Origin of the sequence: Kitasatospora sp. NPDC097643 (assembly GCF_040302625.1) — a bacterium.
Taxonomy (GTDB): Bacteria; Actinomycetota; Actinomycetes; order Streptomycetales; family Streptomycetaceae; genus Kitasatospora.
The window spans coordinates 39,035-61,772 of sequence record NZ_JBEOSA010000056.1; the positions used below are offsets into that span (position 1 = coordinate 39,035).

Genomic DNA, 22,738 nt, shown 5'->3' on the forward strand with positions numbered 1-22,738 from the left:
GGGCGGCGCGCTGCGCTACAGTGCCCGCCATGAGCGAGTACGTGCAGCCCCCGTTCGGGAACTTCACCGACGTCCGCCCGGCGCTGGAGGTCGGCGACGAGCTCGCCGACCCGGTCGCCGACGCGCTGAAGAACTGGGACGCCCGGGACGCCGCCGAGGCCGTGCTCTACGTGGACACCGACCCCGACAAGGCGGACACGGCGGTGTTCTGCGAGGCCTACGCCGTACCGCCGGAGCTCTCCGCGAACTGCGTGGTGGTCGCCGCCAAGCGCGGCGGCGAGACCACGCTGGCCGCCTGCCTCGCCCTCGCCACCACCCGGGTGGACGTCAACAAGGCCGTGCGCACCCACCTGGGCGCCCGCAAGGCCTCGTTCGCCGCGATGGACACCGCCGTCGAGCAGACCGGCATGGAGTACGGGGGTATCACCCCGGTCGGGCTGCCCGCCGCCTGGCCGTTGCTGATCGACGGGGCCGTGACCGCCGCCCCGTACGTGCTGGTCGGCAGCGGCCGCCGCCGCGGCAAGCTCATCCTCCCCGGCTGGGCCCTCGCCCGCCTGCCAGGCGCCACGGTCCTCCCCGGTCTGGCCGGCTGATCACGTCAGGCGGGTCTCACCACGTCGAATCCCTCGCCGCCGACGGCCCACCGGCCGCGGCGCATGACGGCGACCAGCCGGTAGCTCGCCGAGTCGACCACGACCAGGTCGGCGTGCTTGCCGGTCGCCAGGGAGCCGGTGGTGCCGTCGAGGCCGAGCAGCCGGGCCGGGGTGGTGGAGAGCGACCGGACGGCCTCGGGCAGCGTCAACCCGCCGATCGTGACGGCGCGTTGGAAGGCGCGGTCGAGGGTGAGGGTGGATCCGGCGATGGAGCTGCCGTCGGTGAGCATCGCGATGCCGTCCTTGACCTCGACCTGGAGCGGGCCGAGCGGGTAGAGGCCGTCGCCCATGCCGGCGGCGCCCATGGCGTCGGTGATCAGCGCGACCCGGGCCGCGCCCGCGGTGCGGTAGACGAGGTCCAGCACGGAGGGGTGCAGGTGGACGCCGTCGTTGATCAGCTCGACCACGACCCGCTCGTCCTCCAGCAGCGCCACGATCGGGCCGGGGGCGCGGTGGGCGATGCCGGGCATGCCGTTGAACAGGTGGGTGGCCACCGTCGCCCCGGCCTCGATCGCGGCCAGCGTGGTGGCGTAGTCGGCGTCGGTGTGGCCGACGGCCGCGATCACGCCGAGGTCGGCGAGCATCCGCACCGAGTCGAGGCCGCCGGGGAGTTCGGGGGCGAGGGTGACCATCCTGGCGTGGCCGCGGGCGGCGTCGACGAGCTTGCGCACCAGGGCCGGGTCGGGGTAGCGCAGCAGGTCGGGGCGGTGGGCGCCGCAGCGGTTGTGGGAGATGAACGGGCCCTCGAAGTGGATGCCGGCCAGCACGCCGTCCTCGACGAGTTCGGCGAGGACGGCGGCCTGGCGGGCGACCTCGTCTATCTCGCCGGTGACGGTGGAGGCGACGGTGGTGGTGGTGCCGTGTTCGAGGTGGGTGCGGGCGGCGAGCAGGGCCTCCTCGGCGTTGCCGGAGGCGTACGAGGCGCCGCCGCCGCCGTGCACGTGCAGGTCGACGAAGCCGGGGACGACGGTGTACCCGGCCAGATCGAGGTCGCCGGGCTCGGCCTCCCCGCCGAAGCCGTCGATCCGGCCGCCCGCAAGGACGATCCGGCCGTCGTCGACGACGCCGTCGGGCAGGACCAGCCGGGCGCCGGCCAGGGCAGTACGGTCCGCAGTGCTCATGCGGTCACCTCCGGGAGAAAGGGATGATCGGTTCTGCTCGGAATCGGCGGAGCCCGGGCGGACTAGACTTTCAGCATGCTCAAAGCTGACCGTACCGCCAGGATCCTCGCGCACATCACCCAGGAGGGCAGCGCCGATGTGCACGAGCTGGCCGAGCTCCTCCAGGTGTCGCCGGCGACCGTCCGCCGCGACCTCCAGGAGCTCCACGACCAGGGCCTGCTGCACCGCACCCGCGGCGGCGCCGTCACCGGCGCCGTCAACCTCGAACTGCCGCTGCGGCACAAGCACGGGCAGCGCCAGGCGGAGAAGCGCCGGATCGCCGCCGCGGCCGACGGGCTGGTGCCGGACGGCGCGGTGGTGGGGCTGACCGGCGGGACCACGACCAGCGAGCTGGCGCGGGTGCTCGCCGAGCGCGGCGGGATCACCATCGTGACCAACGCCGTGAACATCGCGGCCGACCTGATCGTCCGGCCGGACGTGCGCCTGGTGGTGGTCGGCGGCATCGCCCGGACCACGAGCTACGAGCTGGTGGGCCCGGCCGCCGAGCGGATGCTCGCCCAGTACCACCTGGACATCGCGTTCATCGGGGTGGACGGCCTGACCGCGCAGGAGGGCTGCACCACCCACGACGAGATGGAGGCGCAGACCGACCGCGCGTTCCTGCGCAGCGCCGCCCGCTCGGTCGTCCTGGCCGACAGCACCAAGATCGGCCGGGTCACCTTCGCGAAGATCTGCCCGCTCGCCGAGGTCCACGACCTGGTGACCGACACCGAGGTCACCGCCGAGCAGGAGCGGGCGATCGCCGACTGCGACGTCCGGGTGCTGAAGGCCTGACCCGCCCGGTCCGCCGACCGGGCGGGCCTGGCCCGCTGTCGCCCGGTGGGGCGTCAGACCCCCGGCGGCGCCGCGAAGGGCGCGGCCCAGGTCTGGTTGGTCTGCACGCCGCCGGGCGCGGCCCCGCAGCTGTACAGGTCGACCGGCTGCCCGTTGGTGGTGGTCGCGCCGTTGTACACGTCGAGGCACTTGGTGGTGCCGGCGAGCTTCAGGTTGCCGTCCCGGTTGTACGTCCAGGTCTGGTAACCGGGTGCGGAGCCGCAGGGCGCGACGCCGACCCACTGGCCGGACTTGCCGTTGACCACCCCGGTGGAGGTGCCGCTCTGCGCGGTCAGGCAGAGGTTCGCGGTGCCGGTCTGCAACAGCTGGACGGTGCCGTCGGCGTTGCGCTGCCACTGCTGGTTGGAGGTGCCGGAGCAGGGCCACAGGTCGACGGGGTTGTTGAGGCCCGTCCCGGAGCGGTAGTTGTCCAGGCAGAGCGAGGCCTTGCCCCAGGTGTCCCGGGAGGCGGTGATCTGCCCGCGCGGGCTGACGGTGCCGCAGCCGCCCTGCGGGGTGATCCGCAGCATGGCGTTGTCGTGCGCGCCGACGGTGAGCGGCACGGTGCCGGTGGACGTGCTGCTGCTGTGCGCCCAGAGGTCGCGCACGTCGTAGCCGCAGCCGGTGCCGCCGAAGCCGAGGGCGGCCAGCGAGAGCGTGTAACCGGTGCTGGAGCCGCCCTTGTTGAGCACCACGACGGCCCGGCCGCCGTCGGCCAGCGGCTTGACGACGACGTCGACCCCGCTGGTCGCGGCCGGGGTCCCGTCGGCGTTGGCGCCGCCGCCGACGACCCGGTAACCGCCGGCGCCGAGCGGGTCCTGGTCCACCGCGATGACCTCGGCGTTTCCGAGGATGGCGATGGAGTCCTTCAGGTGCGGGGCCTCGGCGGGGTGGGCGGCGAGGTACGCGGGCTCGAACTTGCGGGCGTCGGTGGAGATCACCAGCGGGGCGGCCAGCGCGGAGAACAGCGCCATCTGGCTGCGCTCCTCGGCGGTGCTCATGCCGTTGTCGCCGATCAGCAGCATGTCGGCGTCGTTCCAGTTGCCCGGGCCCTGGTAGCGGCTGAGTTCGAGGGTGTTGTCGAAGCTCTGGTAGGCGCCGAAGTTGTAGCCGGACAGCGGCTGGTTCCACGGGTTCCTGCCGTCGCCGTAGTTCCAGATGTCCGGGCCGACCCGCCACAGCTGGCCGAGGTCCCGGACCCAGTTCATCGAGGCGAACTTGGTGGAGCCGTTGCCCCAGCCGGCCGGGGCGGAGATGTTGAACGTCACGTTCGGCGTCGCGTTCCCGCCGGCGGCGGCGTTGTCGACGGAGGTCCGCAGGGCGCCCGACATCCGGGCGTCCAGGGTGCGGGGGTCCTCCTCGCGGCCGCAGTTGTCGTACTTGAGCTCGTCGACGCCCCAGGCGACGAAGGAGTCGGCGTCCGCCTGCTCGTGGTACTCGCTGCCGTTGGGCAGGTTGGGCGCGGTGGGGGTGGCGGTGCTACAGGTATGGGTGCCGGAGGTCTCGTAGATCCCGAACCTGGCGCCCAGGCCGTGCAGGTAGTCGCCGTAGGCGGTCAGCTCGGAGTCGAAGCCGGGCTGCTTGGTGGCGTCGCGGACGTCGGTGGCGCCGCCCCAGTTCAGGGCGCCGTGCAGGTACCCGGAGCTGTTGCGGTACATCCAGCAGTCGTCGACGGTGATCGTCCTGTACCCGGCGGCGATCAGCCCGGCGTCGGACAGGCCCTTGGCGTTGTCCTCCATGTACTGCTGGAAGGAGTAGCCGAGCCGGTCCGAGCCGTCGAGCGGCGCCTGCGGGCGGCAGGTCGCGCGGGACCAGTTGTTGAAGCCCATGGGGGGCAGCGCGGCGAGCGGGGTGGCCGGCGTGGCCGCGGTGGAGTAGTTGGCGGCGGGGCCGGCGACGCCGTCGTTGGCGGCGGCCGGCGTGGTGCCGAGGAGGCAGGCGCCGGGGATCAGGGCCGCGCCGAGCGCGGCGAGCAGGGGTCTGCGGAGGGTTCGGTGTGCCACGGGGGTTGCTCCTTCGATGGCATGAGGGTGGTCGCCGGTCGACGCGGCCCGGTGTGCTGCGCAGGGTGTCCCGTGCGGCCGGGGCGCGGACGAGCGCTGACATAATCTGCTCAAAATTGCGCGCTGGTCAACAGAAGTGCGCACACAGGCGCAGCAGAACGCGCAGTCGAAGCGCAACGGTCCGGTAACGGCGCCTGGACCGGCAGGCCCGGCTCGTGAATACTTCGCGGCACGGCAGGAACTTTCGGATCTGCTCAAAAATGCCGATCTTCAAGCAGGCCTGAGCAGATCGCACCTGAGAGCGGTCACCCCACGGGGCCGCTCGCTCGACGGTCACCCCGAAGCCCTGCGCGCGCTCGGAAATCCAGGAACGGACCCGATCAGGGCGGGTCCGAAGGCACGAAGGCGGTAACTGCGGTGGACAGACGTGTGCTTGCCCTCCCGGCGATGTGTGTGGTCGGCGCGCTCGCGCTCACGGCGTGCGGGAGCAGTGGCGGCGGAACCGCCTCGGACGGGAGCGTGACGCTCAAGCTGGTGGCCGCCGACTACGGCGACAAGGAGTCCAACAGCTCGAAGGCCTACTGGAACGGGCTCACCGCCGCGTTCACGGCGGCCAACCCCGAGATCAAGGTCGACGTCCAGGTGGTGAACTGGAACGACATCGACAAGCAGGTCAAGACGATGATCCAGAGCGGCAACGTCCCGGACGTGCTCCAGACCGGCGGCTACGCCGACAAGGTCGCCGACGACCTGCTCTACAAGGCCGAGGACGTGCTGTCCACCGGCACCCGGGCCAACCTGATCGACAGCTTCGCCGAGGCCGGCCAGGTCAACGGCGTGCAGTACGGCATCCCGTTCGTCTCCTCCGCCCGCGCGTTCTTCTACAACAAGGCGCTCTTCCAGCAGGCCGGCATCGCCCAGCCGCCCGCCACCTGGGACGAGGTCCGCAAGGACGCCGAGCTGATCAAGGCCAAGGTGCCCGGGGTCACCCCGTACGCCCTGCCGCTGGGCCCGGAGGAGGCCCAGGGCGAGAGCATGATGTGGGAGCTCGGCAACGGCGGCGGCCCGGTCGACAAGGGCGGCAAGTACTCCATCAACAGCCAGGCCAACATCGACACCTTCGGCTGGCTGAAGTCCAACCTGGTCGACCCCGGCCTGACCTACGCCAACCCGGCCACCACCGACCGCAAGACCGCCTTCGCCGACTTCGCCGCGGGCAAGGCCGCGATGCTCAACGGCCACCCCTCGCTGATCCAGATGTCCAAGGACGGCAAGGTCGACTACGCGGTCGCGCCGATCCCCGGCAAGACCGGCCCGCTGAAGTCCACCCTCGGGGTCGCCGACTGGACGATGGCCTTCAAGAAGAACGGCCACCGCGACCAGATCAAGAAGTTCCTCGACTTCGCGTACTCCAAGGACAACACGCTGAAGTTCGACGAGACCTACAACCTGATGCCGGTCACCCAGGACACCCTCAAGGAGATGACCGCGAGCGGCAAGCACAAGGACCTGGAACCGTTCTTCGCCCTCCTGCCGCACGCCTCCTTCTACCCGCTCGGCGACACCAGTTGGGACGCGGTCTCCGCCGAGCTCAAGAAGACCGTCGGCACCGCCGTGGCCGGCGACCCGGCCAAGGTCCTCGGCGACCTGCAGAAGAAGGCCCAGGACGCGGTCGCCAACAAGTAGGCGCGACAACACGAAGGCACAGCCCAGCAGTCCGTGCTCCCCGGCGCCGCCCCCCATCGGCGCCGGGGGCCCCGCCCGTCGCCGGCCGCACCCGGGGTCTGTCTTCGAACTCCCGCCTGCTGGGCGACGCCGGGGCACGCGCCTCGCCGCGTTGTCGTCGGTCGCCAATGCTCCGCAGTGGCTCCCTCCTCCGCCTTGCGATGCACGCACCCCAACGCCGCCCGGCCCGCCCTCCGGGCGGACGACGGGAGTTCGAAGACAGACCCCAAGCGACACCGCACCCCGCTCGAAAGGCTCCTCCGTTGACCCTCACCACCCGCGCCCCCGCGGACGCCCGGCCTCGCCGGGGCGCCCCGGCGAGGCCGCGCCGAGCGCGCACGCTCGGACCGCTGCCGTGGATCGCCCCGGCCGTCCTGCTGATCCTGTGCGTGGTCCTGTGGCCCGTCTACGAGATGGTCCACACCTCGTTCCTGCGGATCAGCACCAGCGGTTTCGTCCGCGGCTCCGCCGGACTGGACAAGTACCGCAAGCTGTTCGGCGAGGCCGGTCTGGGCCAGGTCCTGCTCTCCACCGCGCTGTGGACCCTCGCCGTGGTCGGCCTGACCATGCTGCTGTCGCTCGGCCTGGCCCAGCTGTTCAACCAGCAGTTCCCGGGGCGGCGGTTCACTCGCTGGGCGCTGATCGCCCCCTGGGCGGCGTCCGTGCTGATGACCGCCATCGGCTTCAAGTGGATGCTCAACCAGACCGCCGGCGTGCTCAACACCGTCATGACCGACCTCGGCCTGATCGACGGCCCGCAGGACTGGCTCGGCGACCCGGCCACCGCCTGGCCCTGGATGGTCTTCGTCGCCGTCTTCGTCTCCCTGCCGTTCACCACCTACACCCTGCTCGCCGGGCTGCAGACCGTCCCCGGCGAGGTGTACGAGGCGGCCCGGGTCGACGGCGCCTCCCCCGCGCAGACCTACCTGCGGATCACCCTGCCGCTGCTGCGCCCGGCCTTCCTGGTCGGCGTGGTGATCAACCTGATCAACGTCTTCAACTCCTTCCCGGTGATCTGGGGCATGACCCAGGGCGGCCCGGGCAGCGACACCGCCACCACCACCGTCTTCATGTACCAGCTGAAGAGCACCGACATCGGGGAGTCCGCGGCCATGTCCGTGGTCAACTTCGCGCTGGTCGTCCTGCTGGTCCTGGTCTTCCTCAAGGTCAGCCGCTGGAACGGGGAGGAGAGCTGATGACCCCGACCGTCGAGACCCCCGCCGCCCGTAGCGCCAAGCGCCCCGTCCGGCGCCCGATCCGGCCCCGCACCCTGGTCATCGCCTCGGTGGCCTGGCTGCTCGCCGCGGTCTTCCTGCTGCCGTACCTGGAGATGGTCGTCACCGCGCTGCGCCCGGCCGACGAACTGCGCGACGCCACCTACCTGCCCACGCACTTCGCCTGGTCCAACTTCGTCGACGTCTGGCGCGAGTCGACCCTCGGCGGGAACCTCAAGGTCACCCTGCTGGTGGCCGGCGGCTCCACGCTGCTGGCGCTGCTGGTCGCGCTGCCCGCCGCGTACTACACCGCCCGGGTCAGGTACCGCGGCCGCAGGCTCTTCCTGCTGCTCGTCCTGGTCACCCAGATGTTCCAGCCCACCTCGCTGCTGGTGGGCCTCTACCGCGAGTTCTACCAGCTGGACATGCTCAACTCGGTCTGGACGCTGATCCTCTGCAACGCCGCCTTCAACCTGGCCTTCGCGATCTGGATCCTCACCGCCTACATCGGCTCCATCCCGGTGGAGCTGGAGGAGGCCGCCATGATCGACGGGCTCGGCCGGCTCGGCTCGCTGCGCCGGGTGGTGCTGCCGCTGGCCATGCCCGGCGTGGTCACCGCGCTGATCTTCACCTTCATCTCGGCCTGGAACGAGTTCGTGATGGGCCTGACCCTGTCGACCGTCCCGGAGAACCAGCCGCTGACCGTCGGCATCAACAGCTTCATCGGCAACTACACCGTGCAGTGGAACTACCTGTTCGCCGGATCGGTGGTCGCCATCGTCCCGGTGGTGGTGCTGTTCGCCCTGATCGAGCGCCAGGTGGTCTCCGGACTGACCGCCGGATCGGTCAAGTAGCGCCGCCTTCACCGCAGTTCCGCACAGTACCGCGCAGTACGTGTCCGTTCCCTGCCCACTCGACGGGAGACCCACCATGCGCTTACCCCGCCCCCGGCTCCGCCCGGCCGCCCTCGCCGCCACCCTGGTCAGCGTCGCCGCGCTGGCCGGGCCGGTGGTGCCGGCCCAGGCCGCCACCCCCGGCAGCGCCGTCCTCGACGCCGACCACCAGAGCGCCACCTGGCAGAGCCCCCGCTACGCCAAGGGCACCCAGGGCGGCCCGGAGTCCTGCCCACCCGCCGCGCAGGACCCGGGCGGCGCGGTCTGCGACCGCTTCGACCTGACCGTCAACGTCCCCGCCGGGTACTGGGACGACAACCCCGAGGGCGGCGTCCCGCTCTCCATCCAGTGGCAGAACCCCACCGACGACTTCGACCTCTACGTCTACGACGCCAACGGCAAGCAGGTCGCCTCCAGCGCGGGCACCGCCGACCCCGAGGCCACCGTCATCCCGCAGGCCTCCGGCACCTACCACGTGCTGGTCGTCCCGTACGACGTCCACGACAACTCCTTCACCGGCCGGGCCTACCTGCCGCAGACCGCCGACGCCGGCGACCTCACCGCCTTCACCGGCTCCGACGGCAGCTACGACATCGCCGCCGGGCAGCTCAAGGCCAAGGTCGACTTCCTCGCCGACCACCAGCTGCGGCTGCGTGCCGCCCCGGACGGCGTGCTGACCGACCCGGCGGGCGCCACCATCATCCGCAAGCAGCCCGAACTCCGGCGCGACACCAGCTCCTTCGACGCCGGGGAGTACTACGGCATCCGCTCCGAGGACCAGGTGCTGCGGGTCTACAAGCACCCCCTGCGGTTCGGCCTCTACCGGGCCGACGACCGCACCCCGATCTGGCAGGAGGACGCCCCGCTGCGCTGGAGCACCAGCGGCCTGCGGCAGAGCCTGGTGCGCGGCGCCGACGAGCAGTTCTTCGGCGGCGGCGAGCAGAACGGCTCGTTCTCCCACCGCGACCGGACCATCCACGTCGCCAACAGCTTCGACTGGAACGAGGGCGGCTGGAACAACTCCCAGCCGTTCTACGTCTCCAGCGCCGGCTACGGGGTCTTCCGCAACACCTTCGCCCCCGGGATCTACAGCTTCGGCTCGCCGGTGCGCACCGGGCAGCAGGAACGCCGCCTCGACGCCTACTTCTTCACCGGTGACGTCAAGTCGGTGATCGGCCAGTACACCGCGCTCGTCGGCAAGCCCTTCATGCCGCCCGTCTACGGCCTGGAGCCCGGCGACTCCGACTGCTACCTGCACAACGCCAACCGCGGCGAACGGCACACCACCGACGCGGTGAAGATCGCCGACGGCTACGTCCAGAACCAGATGCCGCTCGGCTGGATGCTGGTCAACGACGGCTACGGCTGCGGCTACGAGAACCTCCCCGCCACCGGCAGCGGCCTGCGCAAGGACCACGCCCAGCTCGGGCTCTGGACCCAGAACGGCCTGCCCAACCAGGCCGAGGAGGTCAAGGCCGGGGTCCGGGTGCGCAAGCTCGACGTGGCCTGGGTCGGCAACGGCTACGACTTCGCGCTGAACGCCTGCGACCAGGCCAAGGCCGGGATCGAGGACAACAGCGACGCCCGCGGCTTCGTCTGGCTGCCCGTCTCCTGGGCCGGCGCCCAGCGCTGCGGCGTGCTCTGGAGCGGCGACCAGAGCCTGTCCTGGGACTACATCCGCTGGCAGATCCCCACCTACGCCGGCGCGACCATGTCCGGCATCGCGTACGACACCGGCGACGTCGGCTCGATCTTCCGCCGCGACCCGAAGATGTACACCCGCGACCTCCAGTGGAAGGCCTTCCTGCCCGCCATCATGACCATGGACGGCTGGGCCAAGGACATGACCGGCAAGCAGCAGCGCGACCAGCAGCCCTGGCTGGACGGCGAGCCGTACACCTCGATCAACCGCAAGTACCTCCAGCTCAAGGAGCGGCTGCTGCCGTACATGTACACCCTGTCGCACGAGGCCACCACGAGCGGCATCGGCGCCGTCCGCCCGCTCGCCCTGGAGTACCCGAACGACCCGGCGGCGCTCGGTCCGAACGCCAGGTACGAGTTCCTGGCCGGGCCGGACTTCCTGGTCGCGCCGGTCTACGCGGACACCTCGGTGCGCGACGGCATCTACCTGCCCGAGGGCACCTGGACCGACTACTGGACCGGGCGCACCTACCAGGGCCCGACCACGATCAACGGCTACTCCGCCCCGCTCGACACCCTGCCGCTGTTCGTCAAGGGCGGCGCGATCGTGCCGATGTGGCCGCAGGGCACGCTCTCCTGGGAGAACCGCAACCGCGCCGAGCTCGACTACGACCTCTACCCGCAGCCGGGCCACTCCTCCTACACCCTGTACGAGGACGACGGCGTCACCCGGCAGTACGCCCAGGGCGCCTCGGCCACCCAGCAGGTCGACGTGCACAGCAACCGCGCGGTGACCGTCGTCCAGGTCGGCGCGAGCGAGGGCACGTACACCGGCAAGCCGGCCGAGCGGTCGTACCGGTTCAGCGTGCACGGCCAGGGCGCACCGCGAACGGTCGTCACCGAGGGCGGCCCGCTGCCCCGGCTGGACTCGGCCGCCGCGCTCGACTCGGCGGGCCAGGGCTGGTACTTCGACGCCGCGACCGGGGTCACCCAGGTCCGCACACCGGCCGTCGGCACCGACCACGGCTTCACGGTCAACCTGATCCGCGGCGGTCACTGACCCACCGCGTCCGGCTCCCCCTGCTCCGGGGGGAGCCGGACTGCACTGCGGGAGCCGGACGTCGCCGGTCGCGGCGTCCGGAGCAATCCCTCACCCGATCCGGTCGAACCGGGGCGTCGAGCCGGTGGTTCGTTGACAGATGGTCCCTATCCTGTCCGCCATGGCAGACACAGGCAGGGACACGGACACGGTCGGCACACCCGAAGAGGTCCGCCTCGCGCTCGTCCTGAACGGCGGGATCAGCCTCGCGGTCTGGATGGGCGGCGTCACCCACGAACTCGACCTGCTGCGGCGGGCCTCCCGCGGCGACCCGGCGGAGACCGTCGCCGAGCAGGACCGGCCCTCCTTCCGGCTCTGGCAGCAGATCGCCACCGAGAAGAACAAGCGGGTCCTGATCGACGTCATCGCCGGGACCTCGGCCGGCGGCCTCAACGGCATGCTGCTGGCCGCCGCGATCGGCCGCGGCGCCGGCCAGCCCGACCTCCGCTCCACCTGGCGCGACGTCGCCGAACTGGACAACCTGCTGGCCACCGACGCCTCCGGCAGCCTGCTGCGCGGCGAGGTGATCGAGGAGAACCTCGCCAAGGTGGTCAAGGAGATGGGCCAGGACTCCGGCCAGGCCGAGCCGGTCACCCTCTTCCTCACCGCGACCGCGCTGGACGGCCGGCCGCAGACCTACGCCGACGGCTACGGCGGCGAGTTCGAGGTCCGCGACCACCGCCGGATCTACCGCTTCCAGCACGACCCGCAGTCGCTCACCTACCGGCGCCAGGCCGGCGGCCGCTGGGCGGTCGAGGACCGCCCGCGGACCGACTTCGCCGGTGAGATCGGCCGCCGGGACTCCGCCCTGGTGCAGGCCGCCCGGGCCACCGCCGGCTTCCCGGTCGCCTTCTCCCCCGTCCACGAGTTCCCGATGCGCGAGTACCGGGAGCAGCCGAAGGGCATCCCCAACAGCTGCGTGATGGACGGCGGGGTGCTCAACAACGAGCCGTTCCGCCCGGTGCTCGACGCCATCAGCGCCCGGCACATGGACGGGCAGGTGGAACGCATCCTGGTGTACGTCGTGCCCTCCGGCGGGCTGGTGCCGCAGGAGAAGATCGGCCTCACCGCCTGCCACCGGATCTCCTGGACGGACGCCGCCTCGCACGCCATGGTCTACCCCCGCGAGGGCAACCTGCGCTCCAGCGCGGAGGACCTCTCCAGCCGGCTGCGCACCAGCGTCGGCGACGTCCAGGACCGGCTCTTCACGCGGTTGAGCACCGATCGGGACCTCGCCGCGGAGCTGCTGCCGCAGGCCGCGGCGCTCATGGACGAGTACCGCCGGGGCCGGGCCGCGGCCGTGGTCTGGGACGCCCGGCAGACCATGGCGAGCTCCCAGCGGGCCACCTCGCTGGTCTCGCTCCCCGAGGCGGCCCCGGAGCGGATCCTGGACCGGTGCACCAGCTGGCTCCCGCCCGCCCGGAGCGAGGGCGTGGACGCGATCGAGACGCCCTTCCACGACGACTGGCGCTGGGGCATCAGCCCGGCCGAACGGGTCATCCGGCTCCTGATGGTCGCCCTGCACGACCGGGTCCGCTCCTGCCCGCAGTTGCAGGACCGACTCGCCCCCATGGTGGGCCGGATCAGCCGTCAGCTGCGGACCACCCTCGCCGTCATGGAGGCCGTCCGGGCCGACCTCTGCGAACTCCCGCGCGCCCAGGACTCCGACGTCGGCATCGCCGACGAGGTCTGCCGGGTCTTCCGGGACATGAACCTCCCGAAGACGCTCGGAGCGGCCGTCGCGGCGGCCGCCGACGCCTACGTCGAGGCCCTGCGGATCATCGACGACAACCGCTGGGAGACCAGGGACCACGTGGTCTCCTGCTGCCTCGCCGTCGAGGTGCTCACGGACGCCTTCAGCCCCGTCTCCCGGATCGTCGAGCCGCTCACCCCGCGCTTCCGCTTCCTTCGGCTGGGCCCCGACGACGTCGGCCCGCTGTACTGGAAGGACCAGTACGCGGACATCGGCGCCCGCAAGCTGTACGGGATCCGGCTGAACCACTTCGGCGCGTTCGTCAACCAGGACTGGCGGGCCTCCGACTTCACCTGGGGCCGGCTGGACGCGGCGCACCACCTGCTGCGCGTCCTGGTCGAGCACTCCTCCACCGAGCGCAACCGCTGGGAGAAGGAGTTGCACACCGCGATCCTCGCCGAGGAGATCGGCGCCGACCGGATGCAGGCCAACCTCGACCAGCTCCTGGAGGACGACTCCACCGTCCTCGGCGCGTACATCGCGACGCCCGCCGGGGCGGCCTCGTTGCGCAAGGCCACCGAGTCCGCGTTGCGCCTGGTGCTCAGTCAGCCCCCGCCGAGCGGGCAGCAGAGCGCCACCCAGCGTCTGCTGCAACGGATCAACCCGACCGCCCGGGCCGCCCTGGACGAGCAGTACTGGCCCGGCCGGCTCTGGCAGCGGTTGCTGCGCCACCTGCTGCGCCGCACCCGCGGGCAGATCCACACCAAACCGCTGCTCACGGACCTGCGAAGGGCCTTCCGGGCCGACCTCGCCGGGGTGAAGCGGCTGGCCGTCGGCCTCCTCCTGCTCTGCGTCCTGCTGGGCGCGGGCATCGCCCTCGCGATCGCCCTCCCGCTGCTGCTGTAGCCGGGCGGCGCGCAATTCCTGCTCCCTGCCGCAGGTTAGCGATCGGGTGACGGCAAGGGAAGGCCTAGATGAAGATGATTATCAACGCTACTCTGTCCCCGCTCCCGCATGACGGTGAGCAGACAGGTCTCGTCGCGGATCGGCGACGAGTGGGCTGAGGGGCGGTCACCTTGGTGGAGACGAGTCTCGGCAGCGCCCGGCACCTCCCGGCAGCACCGGCGGAAACCCCGCCCCGCTGGAGGCCCGCGCTGCTGTTCGGGGTACTGGCGGGCGCCGTGGCGGCGGCCGCCCTGGTACGGGTGTGGGACGCGGGCGGTGTGCAGACCTGGCGGACGGTCATGGTCGCCATCGTGGTGCAGGGCGTGCCGTTCCTGGTGCTGGGCACCGTGGTCTCGGCGGCGATCGGGGCGTTCGTCCCGGAACGGGTCTTCACCCGGGTGCTACCACGGAACCCGGCGCTGGCCGTGCCGGTGGCCGGGGTGGCCGGGGCCGTCCTGCCGGGCTGCGAGTGCGCCTCCGTGCCGGTGGCCGGCAGCCTGATGCGGCGTGGGGTGGCCCCGGCCGCCGCGCTGGCCTTCCTGCTCTCCGCGCCGGCCGTCAACCCGGTGGTGCTGGTCGCCACCGCGATCGCCTTCCCCGGCATGCCCGAGATGGTGCTGGGCCGGCTGGTGGCCTCGCTGCTCACGGCGGTCGTGATGGGCTGGCTCTGGGTGGCGTTCGGCCGACCCGAGTGGCTGCGGCTGCCGAAGGGCCCGGCCGGCCACGGCGAGGGGGCGCGCAACCCGCTGGAGGAGTTCCGGCGCGGACTCCAGCACGACTTCCTGCAAGCCGGCGGCTTCCTGGTGGTCGGCGCGGCGGCCGCCGCCACCTTCAACGTGCTCGTCCCGCCGTCGGTGCTGCGGACCTTCACCGACCAGCCCTGGCTCGGCGTGCCGGTGCTGGCCTTCCTCGCCGTGATCCTCGCCGTCTGCTCCGAGGCCGACGCCTTCGTCGCCGCCTCGCTCAGCGGGTTCTCGCCCACCGCCCGGCTCGCCTTCATGGTCGTCGGCCCGATGGTCGACCTCAAGCTCGTCGCCCTCCAGTCGGGCGCCTTCGGGCGGGCGTTCGCCGTCCGCTTCTCCTCCGCGACCTTCGTGGTCGCCGTCCTGGCCAGCATCGTGATCGGAGGCGTGCTGCTGTGAAGGCCACTGTCCGGGGCCTCGCCGGCCTCGCCCCGTCCCTGCTCGTCGCACTGGTGGGCGCGGCGCTGCTGCGGATCACCGTCGGGAGCGACGTGTTCCTGCAGTACGTCAAGGAGGGCCTGCGCCTTCCGCTGATCGCCTCCGGGCTCGTCCTGGTCGGGCTCGGGATCGCGGGCGTGGTGGGCCGGCTGACCGAGAAGCGCCGGGAGCCGGTGATGCGCTTCGGCCGCGACGCCGAGGGCAACGCCGTCTGGCTCCGGCCGACCGGCCATGACACCGATTCCGCCGGTGACCACGGGCACGGGCACGATCATGACCACGGCCCCCGGGTCGCGTGGCTGCTGACCGTCCCCGCCGCCCTGCTGCTCTGCCTCACTCCGCCCCCGCTCGGCTCGTTCAGCGCGAACCGGGACGGTACGGACGCCGTGGTCGAGCAGGCGGGCTACACCCAGCTGGCCGCGCAGCCCGCACCGGCCACGCCCGGCGCTCCGGCCTCGGTGTCGCTGCCCACGCCGATGTCGCTCACCGAGTTCATCGGCCGCAGCCACGACCCGCAGAAGAGCCTGGAGGGCCGCCCGGTCCGGCTCACCGGCTTCGTCACGGCCGGCGCGCAGCCCGGCGAGTGGTACCTCAACCGGCTGGTCGTCAGCTGCTGTGCGGCGGACGCCCGCCGGCTCCGCGTCCTGGTGCACGCCACCGGCCCGACCCCGGCCACCGACAGCTGGGTGGACCTCACCGGCGTCTGGCACCCCACCCCGGGCACGTCCACCACCGCCGCGCCCCGGATCGACGTCGCCGAGCGGCACGCCGTCCCCCAGCCCCGCGCCCCCTACCGGGACGTGCCGCCCTCGGACGGTTGACCGCCGCCCGCCGCCTCCCGCCGCCGAGGGGGCGCGGTGCGCCGGCGCCTCACGGCGTCAGCAGGCCCCGTTCGTACGCCTTCAGCAGTCGGCGCGGGACGAGGTGTTCGCGGCCGTCGACGGTGATCGGCGCGAGCTGCGGGGCGGCGGCCTTCCACTGGGCGCGGCGGTGACGGGTGTTGCTCCGGGAGGTCCTGCGCTTCGGGACGGCCATGTCGGGGCTCCTGTCGATGGGTCGGGGGGTGGTCGGGTGGCCGGTCAGGCGACCGGTTCGAGCAGGTCCGCGAAGGCGTCGGGGAAGGACTTCCAGCCGCGCTCGCCGGCCGTCAGTTCGGCGTCGGTGAGCAGGCAGGAGTCGAGCAGTTCGACGATCCCGTGGGCGTCCAACCCCTCGGCGGTGAAGACCAGTTGCTGGACCCGGTCGCCGTGGGCCGGGTGCCAGTCCAGGGCGGCGGCGGCCCGGCGGGCGGGCGGGTAGAGCTCCCAGGCGGCGTCCGGCAGCGCGGCCAGCCAGGGTCCGCACTCCTCGACGGCCAGGTTGGCCCCGGCGGCGTCCCAGGCGAGCAGCCGGTCGGGCCGGTTGGCCAGCCAGAACCGGCCCCGGCTGCGCTGGGCGGCCGGGACGAGCAGGTCCAGCGCCTCGTGCAGTCGCTCCGGGTGCAGCGGGCGGCGGCGCTCCCACACCAGGGTGGCGACGCCCGCCGCGTCGTGCTCCTGCGGCAGCAGCGCCAACGCCGGGTTGACCCGGTCGCGGGCGGCGGCCACGTCGAAGCCGCCGAGGGCCGCGCGCAGCAACTCGCCGGTGCCGAGCAGCACCCGTCGCGCCGTCGGGTGCAGCTGGCGCAGCATCGACAGCCCGGTGGCGCCGCCCCGGGCGACCGCGAGGGTGGTGGCGTACTCGACCTGGTGGGCGAGTGCCTCGGCGCGGGTGCGGGTGTCGTCCGGGGCGGTGTGCTCGCCGTGCTCCAGGAGCTCGTCGGGTACGGAGAGTTCGCCGATCAGCCGGTCCGGGTCGACGGCGACGACCACCCCGGCGAGCTCGATCAGCCCGGCCAGCGGGCGGCCGTCCAGCTCGCCCTCGGCGATCACCTCGACCACCGGGTGCGGGTCGCTGCCGCCCCACAACTCGACCACGGCCAGGCCGTGTTGCCCGGCCTCGGCGATCCCGGCCAGCTCGGGCAGCAGGTCCGCGCGCAGGGCGCAGCACGGGCAGTCGTTGGTCAGCGGCACCTCGGCGACGTCCAACACCCCCTCGGCGTCGCGCAGTTCGCGGTGGACCAGGCCGCGTCCGGCGTCCCGCAGATCGTGGTGGAGGACCACCGCGTCGATGCAGCCGTTCAGCAACTCCTGGACGGCGCGGCGGCGTTCGGCCCGGTGCAGGCCGGCGACCACGACCACCGGGAGCCGGGCGTGTTCGGGCACCGCGCTCACCAGCTCGACTTGCGCACGCCCGGCAGCTGCCCGGCGTGGGCCATGGTGCGCAGGTTGATCCGGGAGAGGCCGAAGGCGCGCTGGTAGCCGCGCGGGCGCCCGTCGAGGGCGTCCCGGTTGCGGATCCTGGTGGCGCTGGCGTCCCGGGGCTGGCGGGCCAGTTCGCGCTGGGCGGCGGCGCGTTCCTCGGGGGTGCTGGCGGGCCGGGCGATGACGCCCTTCAGCTCGGCGCGGCGTTCGGCGTGGCGCTCGACGACGGCGCGCCGCTGCTCGTTCTTGGCGATCTTGCTCCGCTTGGCCATCAGACCTTCTCCCCCCGGGCGCGGATCCGGGCGACGGCGGCCTCGACGCCGATCGCGTCGACGGTGCGGATGCCCTTGGCGCTCAGCGTCAGCCGGACGTACCGGCCCTCGCCGACCAGCCAGTAGCGCTTGTGCTGGACATTGGGGTCGAAGCGGCGGCGGGTGCGGCGGTGCGAGTGCGAGATCGCGTTGCCGAAGCCCGGCCTGCGGCCGGTCAGTTGGCAGTGGGCGGACATGGGAGCTCCGTTCCGACGGGGTCGATGCGCCTCACCCTACATGAAAATGGATTTCATTTCCTCATGGCTCCGCCGACCTCCTCCCCCTCGCAGCACCTCGCCCCGCCGGGCTGCTGCTCGGCGGGGCGAGGAGTTATGCGACTTCGGGGCCCGTGGTCGGGTCAGCAGTGGGCGGCCGGGCGGTTGCGGGTGACCAGGTCGGTGTGGCCGGTGGTGGCGTCGAGCCAGATCACCCGGGTGCCCTCGTCGGCAGCGGCGCCGTACTGGCCGCCCCGGTTGCAGGAGAGCCGCTCGGGGGTGCCACCGGTGAGCGGGAGCTGCCACAGCTTGGGGAGGGCGGCGTTCGTCCAGCCGGTGGTGTGGTGGTCGGTCTGGGACGCGTAGGTGACGGCCCGGTCCGAGGCGGTGACGGCCGGGTTCCGCACCGCCTCCGGTGCGTCGCCGGAGAGCAGGTCGGTCACGCCGGAGCCGTCCAGCGCGCCGGAGCGGATCGTGCTGCGCCGGGACGGGTCGGCGGGCGTCTCCACCCAGAGCAGGCGACCGCCCGCGAGGACGGCGGAGCCGGCGACCGGCGGACGCCCGTCCGCCGCCGCCCGCGGCAGGTACTGCGCGGTGACCTTGCCGAGGGCGATCGAGTAGACGGTGGGCGCGTAGACGTCGCCGCCCTGGTCATCCTTCCAGTGCTCGGTCCAGCCGAGGGTGCCGTCCCGGAGGGTGAGGCCGAGCGGGGAGTGGCCGTCCGGCAGCGGGAGCTCCACCACCGGGGCGCCGTCCCGGGAGAGCCGGATCCGGGACCGTCCGGTGGCGAAGTCGGTCACCTTGAAGGCGACGTCACCACCCGACACCTGGGGCGTGTCGAGGCTCTGGTTGCCGGTCTTGTAGACGCTGCGCACCGGGCCGCCGTCCAGCGGCCGGGCCAGCACCTCCATCCCCCACACCTGCTGGGCGTCCGTGCCGACGGCCACCCAGGCGGCCGACGTGCCGTCGGTGGCGGCCGAGCCCGTCCAGCGGGCGTCCTCGGCGGGGCTGACCCGGGTCGGTCCGTCCGGGCTGCCGACCGGACCGCCCGCCGGGCTGCTGGTGGAGCCGGTGTACACCGCCGTGCCGCCCTTGCCGCCCTGCCCGGTGCTGGCCATCACCCAGCGCCCCTTGGCAGCGGACGGACCGACCGGCGGCGCGGCGTCCCGCAGCAGCTGGCGGCTGTCCACGCCGATCCGGCGCTGCCAGCCGGGCCGGATCCCGTGTCCGTCGAACGCGGCTGCCACCGTGCGGAGTTGGGCCTTGGTCAGCCCCATCGACTGGCCGGCGGCGAGCACCGCGTTGCGGCCGTCCACGAAGTCGTCGGTCGGGGTGAGGTAGTCGGCGAGCGCACGGTAGACCAGCCGGTCGGCGGTGAGCGGGTCGAGGGTGCGTCGGATGTCCCACAGCGCGCCGCCGAAGATGGTGGAGTTGAGGTGCACCCCGCCGCCGTCGACCTCGGTGCCCGCGCCGAGGTAGTCGTCCACGGTGGTGCGGTGGTCGTCGAGCCGCCGGGTCGCGCAGGCCTCCGGGGTGCCGGTGCGGCACAGGCTCTCGCCGAGCAGCGCGGCGGCCGGGTCGTTCATCGACAGGCCACGCGCGGTCACCTCGATGGCGTTGCCGAAGTAGTCGGCCAGCGCCTCGTCCATCGCCCCGGACTGGCCGAGGTAGACCAGGTCGGCGGTGTGCTGGATGACGCCGTGGGTCATCTCGTGACCGGCGATGTCCAGCGCGACGGCGAACGGCCGGTAGGTGTCGTTCCCGCTGCCGTAGACCATCTTGGTGCCGTCCCAGTACGCGTTCGGGTACGGCTTGCCGTCGCTGGTCACGTTGACGACGGAGGTGATCGGCCCGCCCTTGCCGTCCAGGCCGTCCCGGCCGAGGCGGTTGCGGTAGAAGTCGTACACGGTGGCGGCGTTGACGTGCGCGTTGGTGGCGCCGCTGGTCCCGGCGGAGGCCGGGAAGTCCGGGCCCGCGGAGTGCACCGGCGGGCTGTCGGCGGGTATGCCGCCGTGGAAGTCCTCGACGTCCCGGCCGGCCGCGTCGACGGTGGTGATGCCGGCCGCGCGGGTGAGGTCGGTGAACTGGTAACTCCCGTCCGGCAGGCGGGCGATGTCGACCTTGACGGGGCGCCCGGAGAGGTCCGGAGCGGTCCCGGTGGCGGGCTGGAGGCCGGCGGCCTCGGCGCGGGGGGCGGTGCGGCCGTCGCCGTTGGCGGCGGCCGTGTTCGTGACGGCGTACGGGGCGCGGGCGTCGTAGGCGAGCGCGACCGCGCCGACCGTCGCGTCCACGTACACCTCGCGGACCAGCCCGGCGCCGCCGTCCGGGTCGGTGCCGCGCACGGTGAAGTGCCGCGCCAGACGGCCGGTGCCGCCGGGCAGGATCACCAGGCCCCGGTCCTCGGCCGTGGCCCCGGCCCGGGCCGGCGAGTCCCGCAGGTCGCCGATCGCCAGCGCCCGCAGCGCCTCGGCCGGCACGGTGGGGGTGGTCGGCGCGGTGAGGCCGGTGAAGTACTTGCCGCCGACCGACTCCACCCGCTGCCCGGCGCCGTCCCCGGTCAGGTGGACCAGGTACTGCGCGCCGAGCACCGGCACGCCGCCGAACCGCTGCTCGAACCTGACCGTCCGCCGGCCGTCGGCGGAGCTCGCGGTGCCGAGCTCGGCCAGCTGCCCGGGGTCGATGCCGTACCGGTCCGGATGGCCGGCGAGGTACGCCCGGGCGGCCTCGGCGGGGCTGCCGGGCGCCGCCTCGGCCAACCCGGTGACCAACTGCGGGGTAGCGGTGTCCTGTCCGGCCACCATCCCGGGGACGGCGGCGGAGTCGGCGGCGGGGTCGGACACGGGGGCGCCAATCGGCCCGGCCTGAGCCGACGGCGCGGCCAGGGCCAGGCTCAGCACGGCGGTGACGCCGACGCCGAACACCCTGGGCAGGCGGAAACGTTGCTGCACTGGGCTCCTCTCACGGAATACGGATGCGGACGGACGCAGAACGCACGTCAGCCCCATCGGCTGACGGTCCGCCACACGAACCACCGTAGGCCACCCAGCGAGATATGTCGATGGACTGTATATGTTGGTCGACGGCACCCGGCGGCGCCGGATCGGCCGGGCCATGCCCGCGTGAGCATGAATGTGATGGCCGGTCAGGTGAGCTGCGACACTGCTGTGCAGTGCACTGCCGGGTCAGAATGCGGGCATGACGTTGTGGATCTTGGACGCCCTGGTCGGACTGGTGACGCTGACCCTGGAGGCTGGAGCGGGCTACCTGAGCATCATTGTGGCCAGCCTGAAGCGGCAGGCGAACACGGGCAGCGGTCCCGCGCCGGGGAACCGGAACGGCACGGTATTGACCCTGGCCCTCGCGGCCACCGGCACGGTCGGTGCGGCCTTCTGGTGGGTGGGGCTGCCCGTCGCCGCCTGGATCCACTTCGCCGCAGGAGGCATCGTCGTCCTGCTGGCCCTGGTGGCCCTGGTGGCCGATCTTTCCGCGAAGGCCTGGCGTCGCCTTCGCCCGCCCAAGCCGGCGGCCAGGCGGAGGTGATCTCCGCCGGCCGCGTTCAGGCGGGTTGGAAGAATGCGAGCATCTTCTGACCGGCGTCCGGCGACGCCAGCATCTCCTGGATGTCCGCGGACTGTCGGGCGACAGCATGAGTGCGGGCGAACATCTCGCGTTCGTACTCCGCGACGGCGGCAGGGAGGTCGTCCGCGTGGGCGGCCAGCGAGAGGCCGAGCAGGGCGCCGTCGAGCATCGCCGCGTTGGCGCCCTGCCCCACCGGGGGCATCAGGTGGGCGGCGTCGCCGAGGAGGGTGACGCCCGGGGTCGAGGGCCAGGTCAGGCCGACCGGGAGGGTGGTGATCGAGCGGGGCAGGATCGTGTCCCCGCAGGCTGCGATCAGGGCGGTGAAGCGCGAGTCCCAGCCGGCGAACAGGTCGATCAGGTGCGCACGGGCGGCGGACGGGTCGTCGAACGGGATCCCGCTGGTGGCACACCAGTTGGCGGCGGTGTTGTAGAAGCTGAGGTACACGCGTACCCGGCCGTCGCCGTTCCGCTGCGCCGCCAGGGACTGTCCGTTGCCGAGCACCCAGTAGTTGCCGCGTCCGACCATGGTGGCGAGGTCGGGGTGGGTGAGGTCGATGTCGGGGATGGCGAGCTCGACGACGCTCTGGCCGGTGTGCGCCGGCCGGGCGTCGGTGAGCAGGGCGCGGACGCGGGAGTTCGCGCCGTCGGCGCCGACCAGGAGGTCGAATGTGGCCCCGCTGCCGTCGGCGAAGTGCAGGAGGCCGCGGTCGGCGGACTCGAACGCGTGCCCCCAGCGCACCGCGTGTGCGGGGATCGAGTCCAGCAGCAGGTTGCGCAGGTCGGCGCGGTCGACCTCGGGCCGGTCCAGCGGGGCGTCGTCGGGCGTGTCCTCCTGCAACAGCAGGGTTCCGTCCGGTTCGAGCAGACGCAGGTCCTGGCCCTGGGGACGGGCGATCGCGTGGAATTCGTCGATCAGGCCGGCCTCGCGAAGCGCCCGCTGGCCGGTCCCGGTGTGCAGGTCGAGCATGCCGCCCTGGCTGCGCGCGCCGCGCGAGGGTTCACGTTCGTAGACGACGGCGTCGATGCCGTGCAGGTGCAGCACGCGGGCCAGGGTCAGGCCGCCCAGGCCGGCTCCGATGACGGCGATGGTCATGAGTCCCCCCGATTCATGGTTTGGTCGACAAGGAGTTGCAGACCACCTTCGGACCCTATCTGGAGCGCACCTTCGCCACGGGCCGATTCCCCGCACTGGCCACGGTCGTCCGCGCGCTCGTCCCCGGAAATGCAAAGAACCCCCGCCGGTATCCCCGGCGGGGGTTCTTTGTGAATGATTGTTCGGCGGCGTCCTACTCTCCCACAGGGTCCCCCCT

The 22,738-nt window shown here is 72.6% G+C and carries 18 protein-coding genes; 10 read left to right on the forward strand and 8 right to left on the reverse strand.

The genetic code is table 11. The annotated features are described in order from the left end of the window. The first annotated feature begins 29 nt into the window (after window positions 1-29). Window positions 30-593, forward strand: a complete 564-nt coding sequence (locus ABTY15_RS29235) for a YbaK/EbsC family protein (protein WP_350601936.1) — start codon at window positions 30-32, stop codon at window positions 591-593. Window positions 594-598: 5 nt separating this feature from the next. On the opposite strand, the gene nagA is transcribed toward ABTY15_RS29235, so the two are convergent. Beyond that, complete coding sequence (gene nagA, locus ABTY15_RS29240; RefSeq protein ID WP_350601937.1) at window positions 599-1,774, reverse strand: N-acetylglucosamine-6-phosphate deacetylase; 1,176 nt, start codon at window positions 1,772-1,774, stop codon at window positions 599-601. Between the two features lie 75 nt (window positions 1,775-1,849). On the opposite strand from nagA, the gene ABTY15_RS29245 reads away from it, so the two are divergent. After that, window positions 1,850-2,608 carry a DeoR/GlpR family DNA-binding transcription regulator gene (locus ABTY15_RS29245; protein ID WP_350601938.1) on the forward strand — a complete coding sequence of 253 codons (759 nt, stop codon included), beginning with the start codon at window positions 1,850-1,852 and terminating at the stop codon, window positions 2,606-2,608. A gap of 53 nt (window positions 2,609-2,661) precedes the next feature. On the opposite strand, the gene ABTY15_RS29250 is transcribed toward ABTY15_RS29245, so the two are convergent. Continuing rightward, entirely contained in the window at window positions 2,662-4,650 is a 1,989-nt protein-coding gene (locus tag ABTY15_RS29250) for a ricin-type beta-trefoil lectin domain protein (protein WP_350601940.1), read from the reverse strand. A gap of 417 nt (window positions 4,651-5,067) precedes the next feature. On the opposite strand from ABTY15_RS29250, the gene ABTY15_RS29255 reads away from it, so the two are divergent. From ABTY15_RS29255 to ABTY15_RS29285, 7 genes are all read left to right on the forward strand, one after another. Continuing rightward, window positions 5,068-6,336, forward strand: a complete 1,269-nt coding sequence (locus ABTY15_RS29255; RefSeq protein WP_350601941.1) for an extracellular solute-binding protein — start codon at window positions 5,068-5,070, stop codon at window positions 6,334-6,336. A gap of 302 nt (window positions 6,337-6,638) precedes the next feature. Continuing rightward, window positions 6,639-7,571 (forward strand): carbohydrate ABC transporter permease, encoded by a 933-nt coding sequence (locus ABTY15_RS29260; RefSeq protein ID WP_350601942.1) that lies wholly within the window; start codon window positions 6,639-6,641, stop codon window positions 7,569-7,571. Beyond that, window positions 7,571-8,443: a carbohydrate ABC transporter permease gene (locus ABTY15_RS29265; RefSeq protein ID WP_350601944.1), complete on the forward strand. Its 873-nt coding sequence runs from the start codon at window positions 7,571-7,573 to the stop codon at window positions 8,441-8,443. The genes ABTY15_RS29260 and ABTY15_RS29265 overlap by 1 nt, the downstream gene beginning before the upstream one ends. 76 nt (window positions 8,444-8,519) lie before the next feature. Then, window positions 8,520-11,183: a glycoside hydrolase family 31 protein gene (locus ABTY15_RS29270; RefSeq protein ID WP_350601945.1), complete on the forward strand. Its 2,664-nt coding sequence runs from the start codon at window positions 8,520-8,522 to the stop codon at window positions 11,181-11,183. A gap of 160 nt (window positions 11,184-11,343) precedes the next feature. Further along, entirely contained in the window at window positions 11,344-13,821 is a 2,478-nt protein-coding gene (locus ABTY15_RS29275; RefSeq protein ID WP_350601946.1) for a DUF3376 domain-containing protein, read from the forward strand. 170 nt (window positions 13,822-13,991) lie between these two features. Beyond that, the gene (locus ABTY15_RS29280) at window positions 13,992-15,002 is read left to right on the forward strand and encodes a permease (protein WP_502893620.1); all 1,011 of its coding nucleotides are present in this window, start codon (window positions 13,992-13,994) and stop codon (window positions 15,000-15,002) included. Next, a complete protein-coding gene (locus ABTY15_RS29285) occupies window positions 14,999-15,862 on the forward strand; it encodes a TIGR03943 family putative permease subunit (protein WP_350601948.1) in 864 nt (287 codons plus the stop codon). The genes ABTY15_RS29280 and ABTY15_RS29285 overlap by 4 nt, the downstream gene beginning before the upstream one ends. A gap of 49 nt (window positions 15,863-15,911) precedes the next feature. Here ABTY15_RS29285 and rpmF read toward each other — a convergent pair whose 3' ends face one another. From rpmF to ABTY15_RS29310, 5 genes are all read right to left on the reverse strand, one after another. Further along, window positions 15,912-16,076 carry a 50S ribosomal protein L32 gene (gene rpmF, locus ABTY15_RS29290; RefSeq protein ID WP_350601949.1) on the reverse strand — a complete coding sequence of 55 codons (165 nt, stop codon included), beginning with the start codon at window positions 16,074-16,076 and terminating at the stop codon, window positions 15,912-15,914. A 44-nt stretch (window positions 16,077-16,120) separates the two neighbouring features. Beyond that, the gene (locus ABTY15_RS29295; RefSeq protein ID WP_350601951.1) at window positions 16,121-17,293 is read right to left on the reverse strand and encodes a CobW family GTP-binding protein; all 1,173 of its coding nucleotides are present in this window, start codon (window positions 17,291-17,293) and stop codon (window positions 16,121-16,123) included. Then, window positions 17,290-17,595 carry a 30S ribosomal protein S14 gene (gene rpsN / locus ABTY15_RS29300; protein WP_350601953.1) on the reverse strand — a complete coding sequence of 102 codons (306 nt, stop codon included), beginning with the start codon at window positions 17,593-17,595 and terminating at the stop codon, window positions 17,290-17,292. Before rpsN ends, ABTY15_RS29295 begins: the two co-directional genes overlap by 4 nt. Beyond that, window positions 17,595-17,831: a 50S ribosomal protein L28 gene (gene rpmB / locus ABTY15_RS29305; protein ID WP_350601955.1), complete on the reverse strand. Its 237-nt coding sequence runs from the start codon at window positions 17,829-17,831 to the stop codon at window positions 17,595-17,597. Before rpmB ends, rpsN begins: the two co-directional genes overlap by 1 nt. Window positions 17,832-17,992: 161 nt before the next feature. Beyond that, window positions 17,993-20,797, reverse strand: coding sequence for a M4 family metallopeptidase (locus ABTY15_RS29310; RefSeq protein WP_350601957.1), 2,805 nt, complete (start codon window positions 20,795-20,797; stop codon window positions 17,993-17,995). 247 nt (window positions 20,798-21,044) lie between these two features. On the opposite strand from ABTY15_RS29310, the gene ABTY15_RS29315 reads away from it, so the two are divergent. Further along, complete coding sequence (locus tag ABTY15_RS29315; RefSeq protein WP_350601958.1) at window positions 21,045-21,389, forward strand: hypothetical protein; 345 nt, start codon at window positions 21,045-21,047, stop codon at window positions 21,387-21,389. A 16-nt stretch (window positions 21,390-21,405) separates the two neighbouring features. Here ABTY15_RS29315 and ABTY15_RS29320 read toward each other — a convergent pair whose 3' ends face one another. Further along, the gene (locus ABTY15_RS29320) at window positions 21,406-22,521 is read right to left on the reverse strand and encodes an FAD-dependent oxidoreductase (RefSeq protein WP_350601960.1); all 1,116 of its coding nucleotides are present in this window, start codon (window positions 22,519-22,521) and stop codon (window positions 21,406-21,408) included. Between the last annotated feature and the right edge of the window lie 217 nt (window positions 22,522-22,738).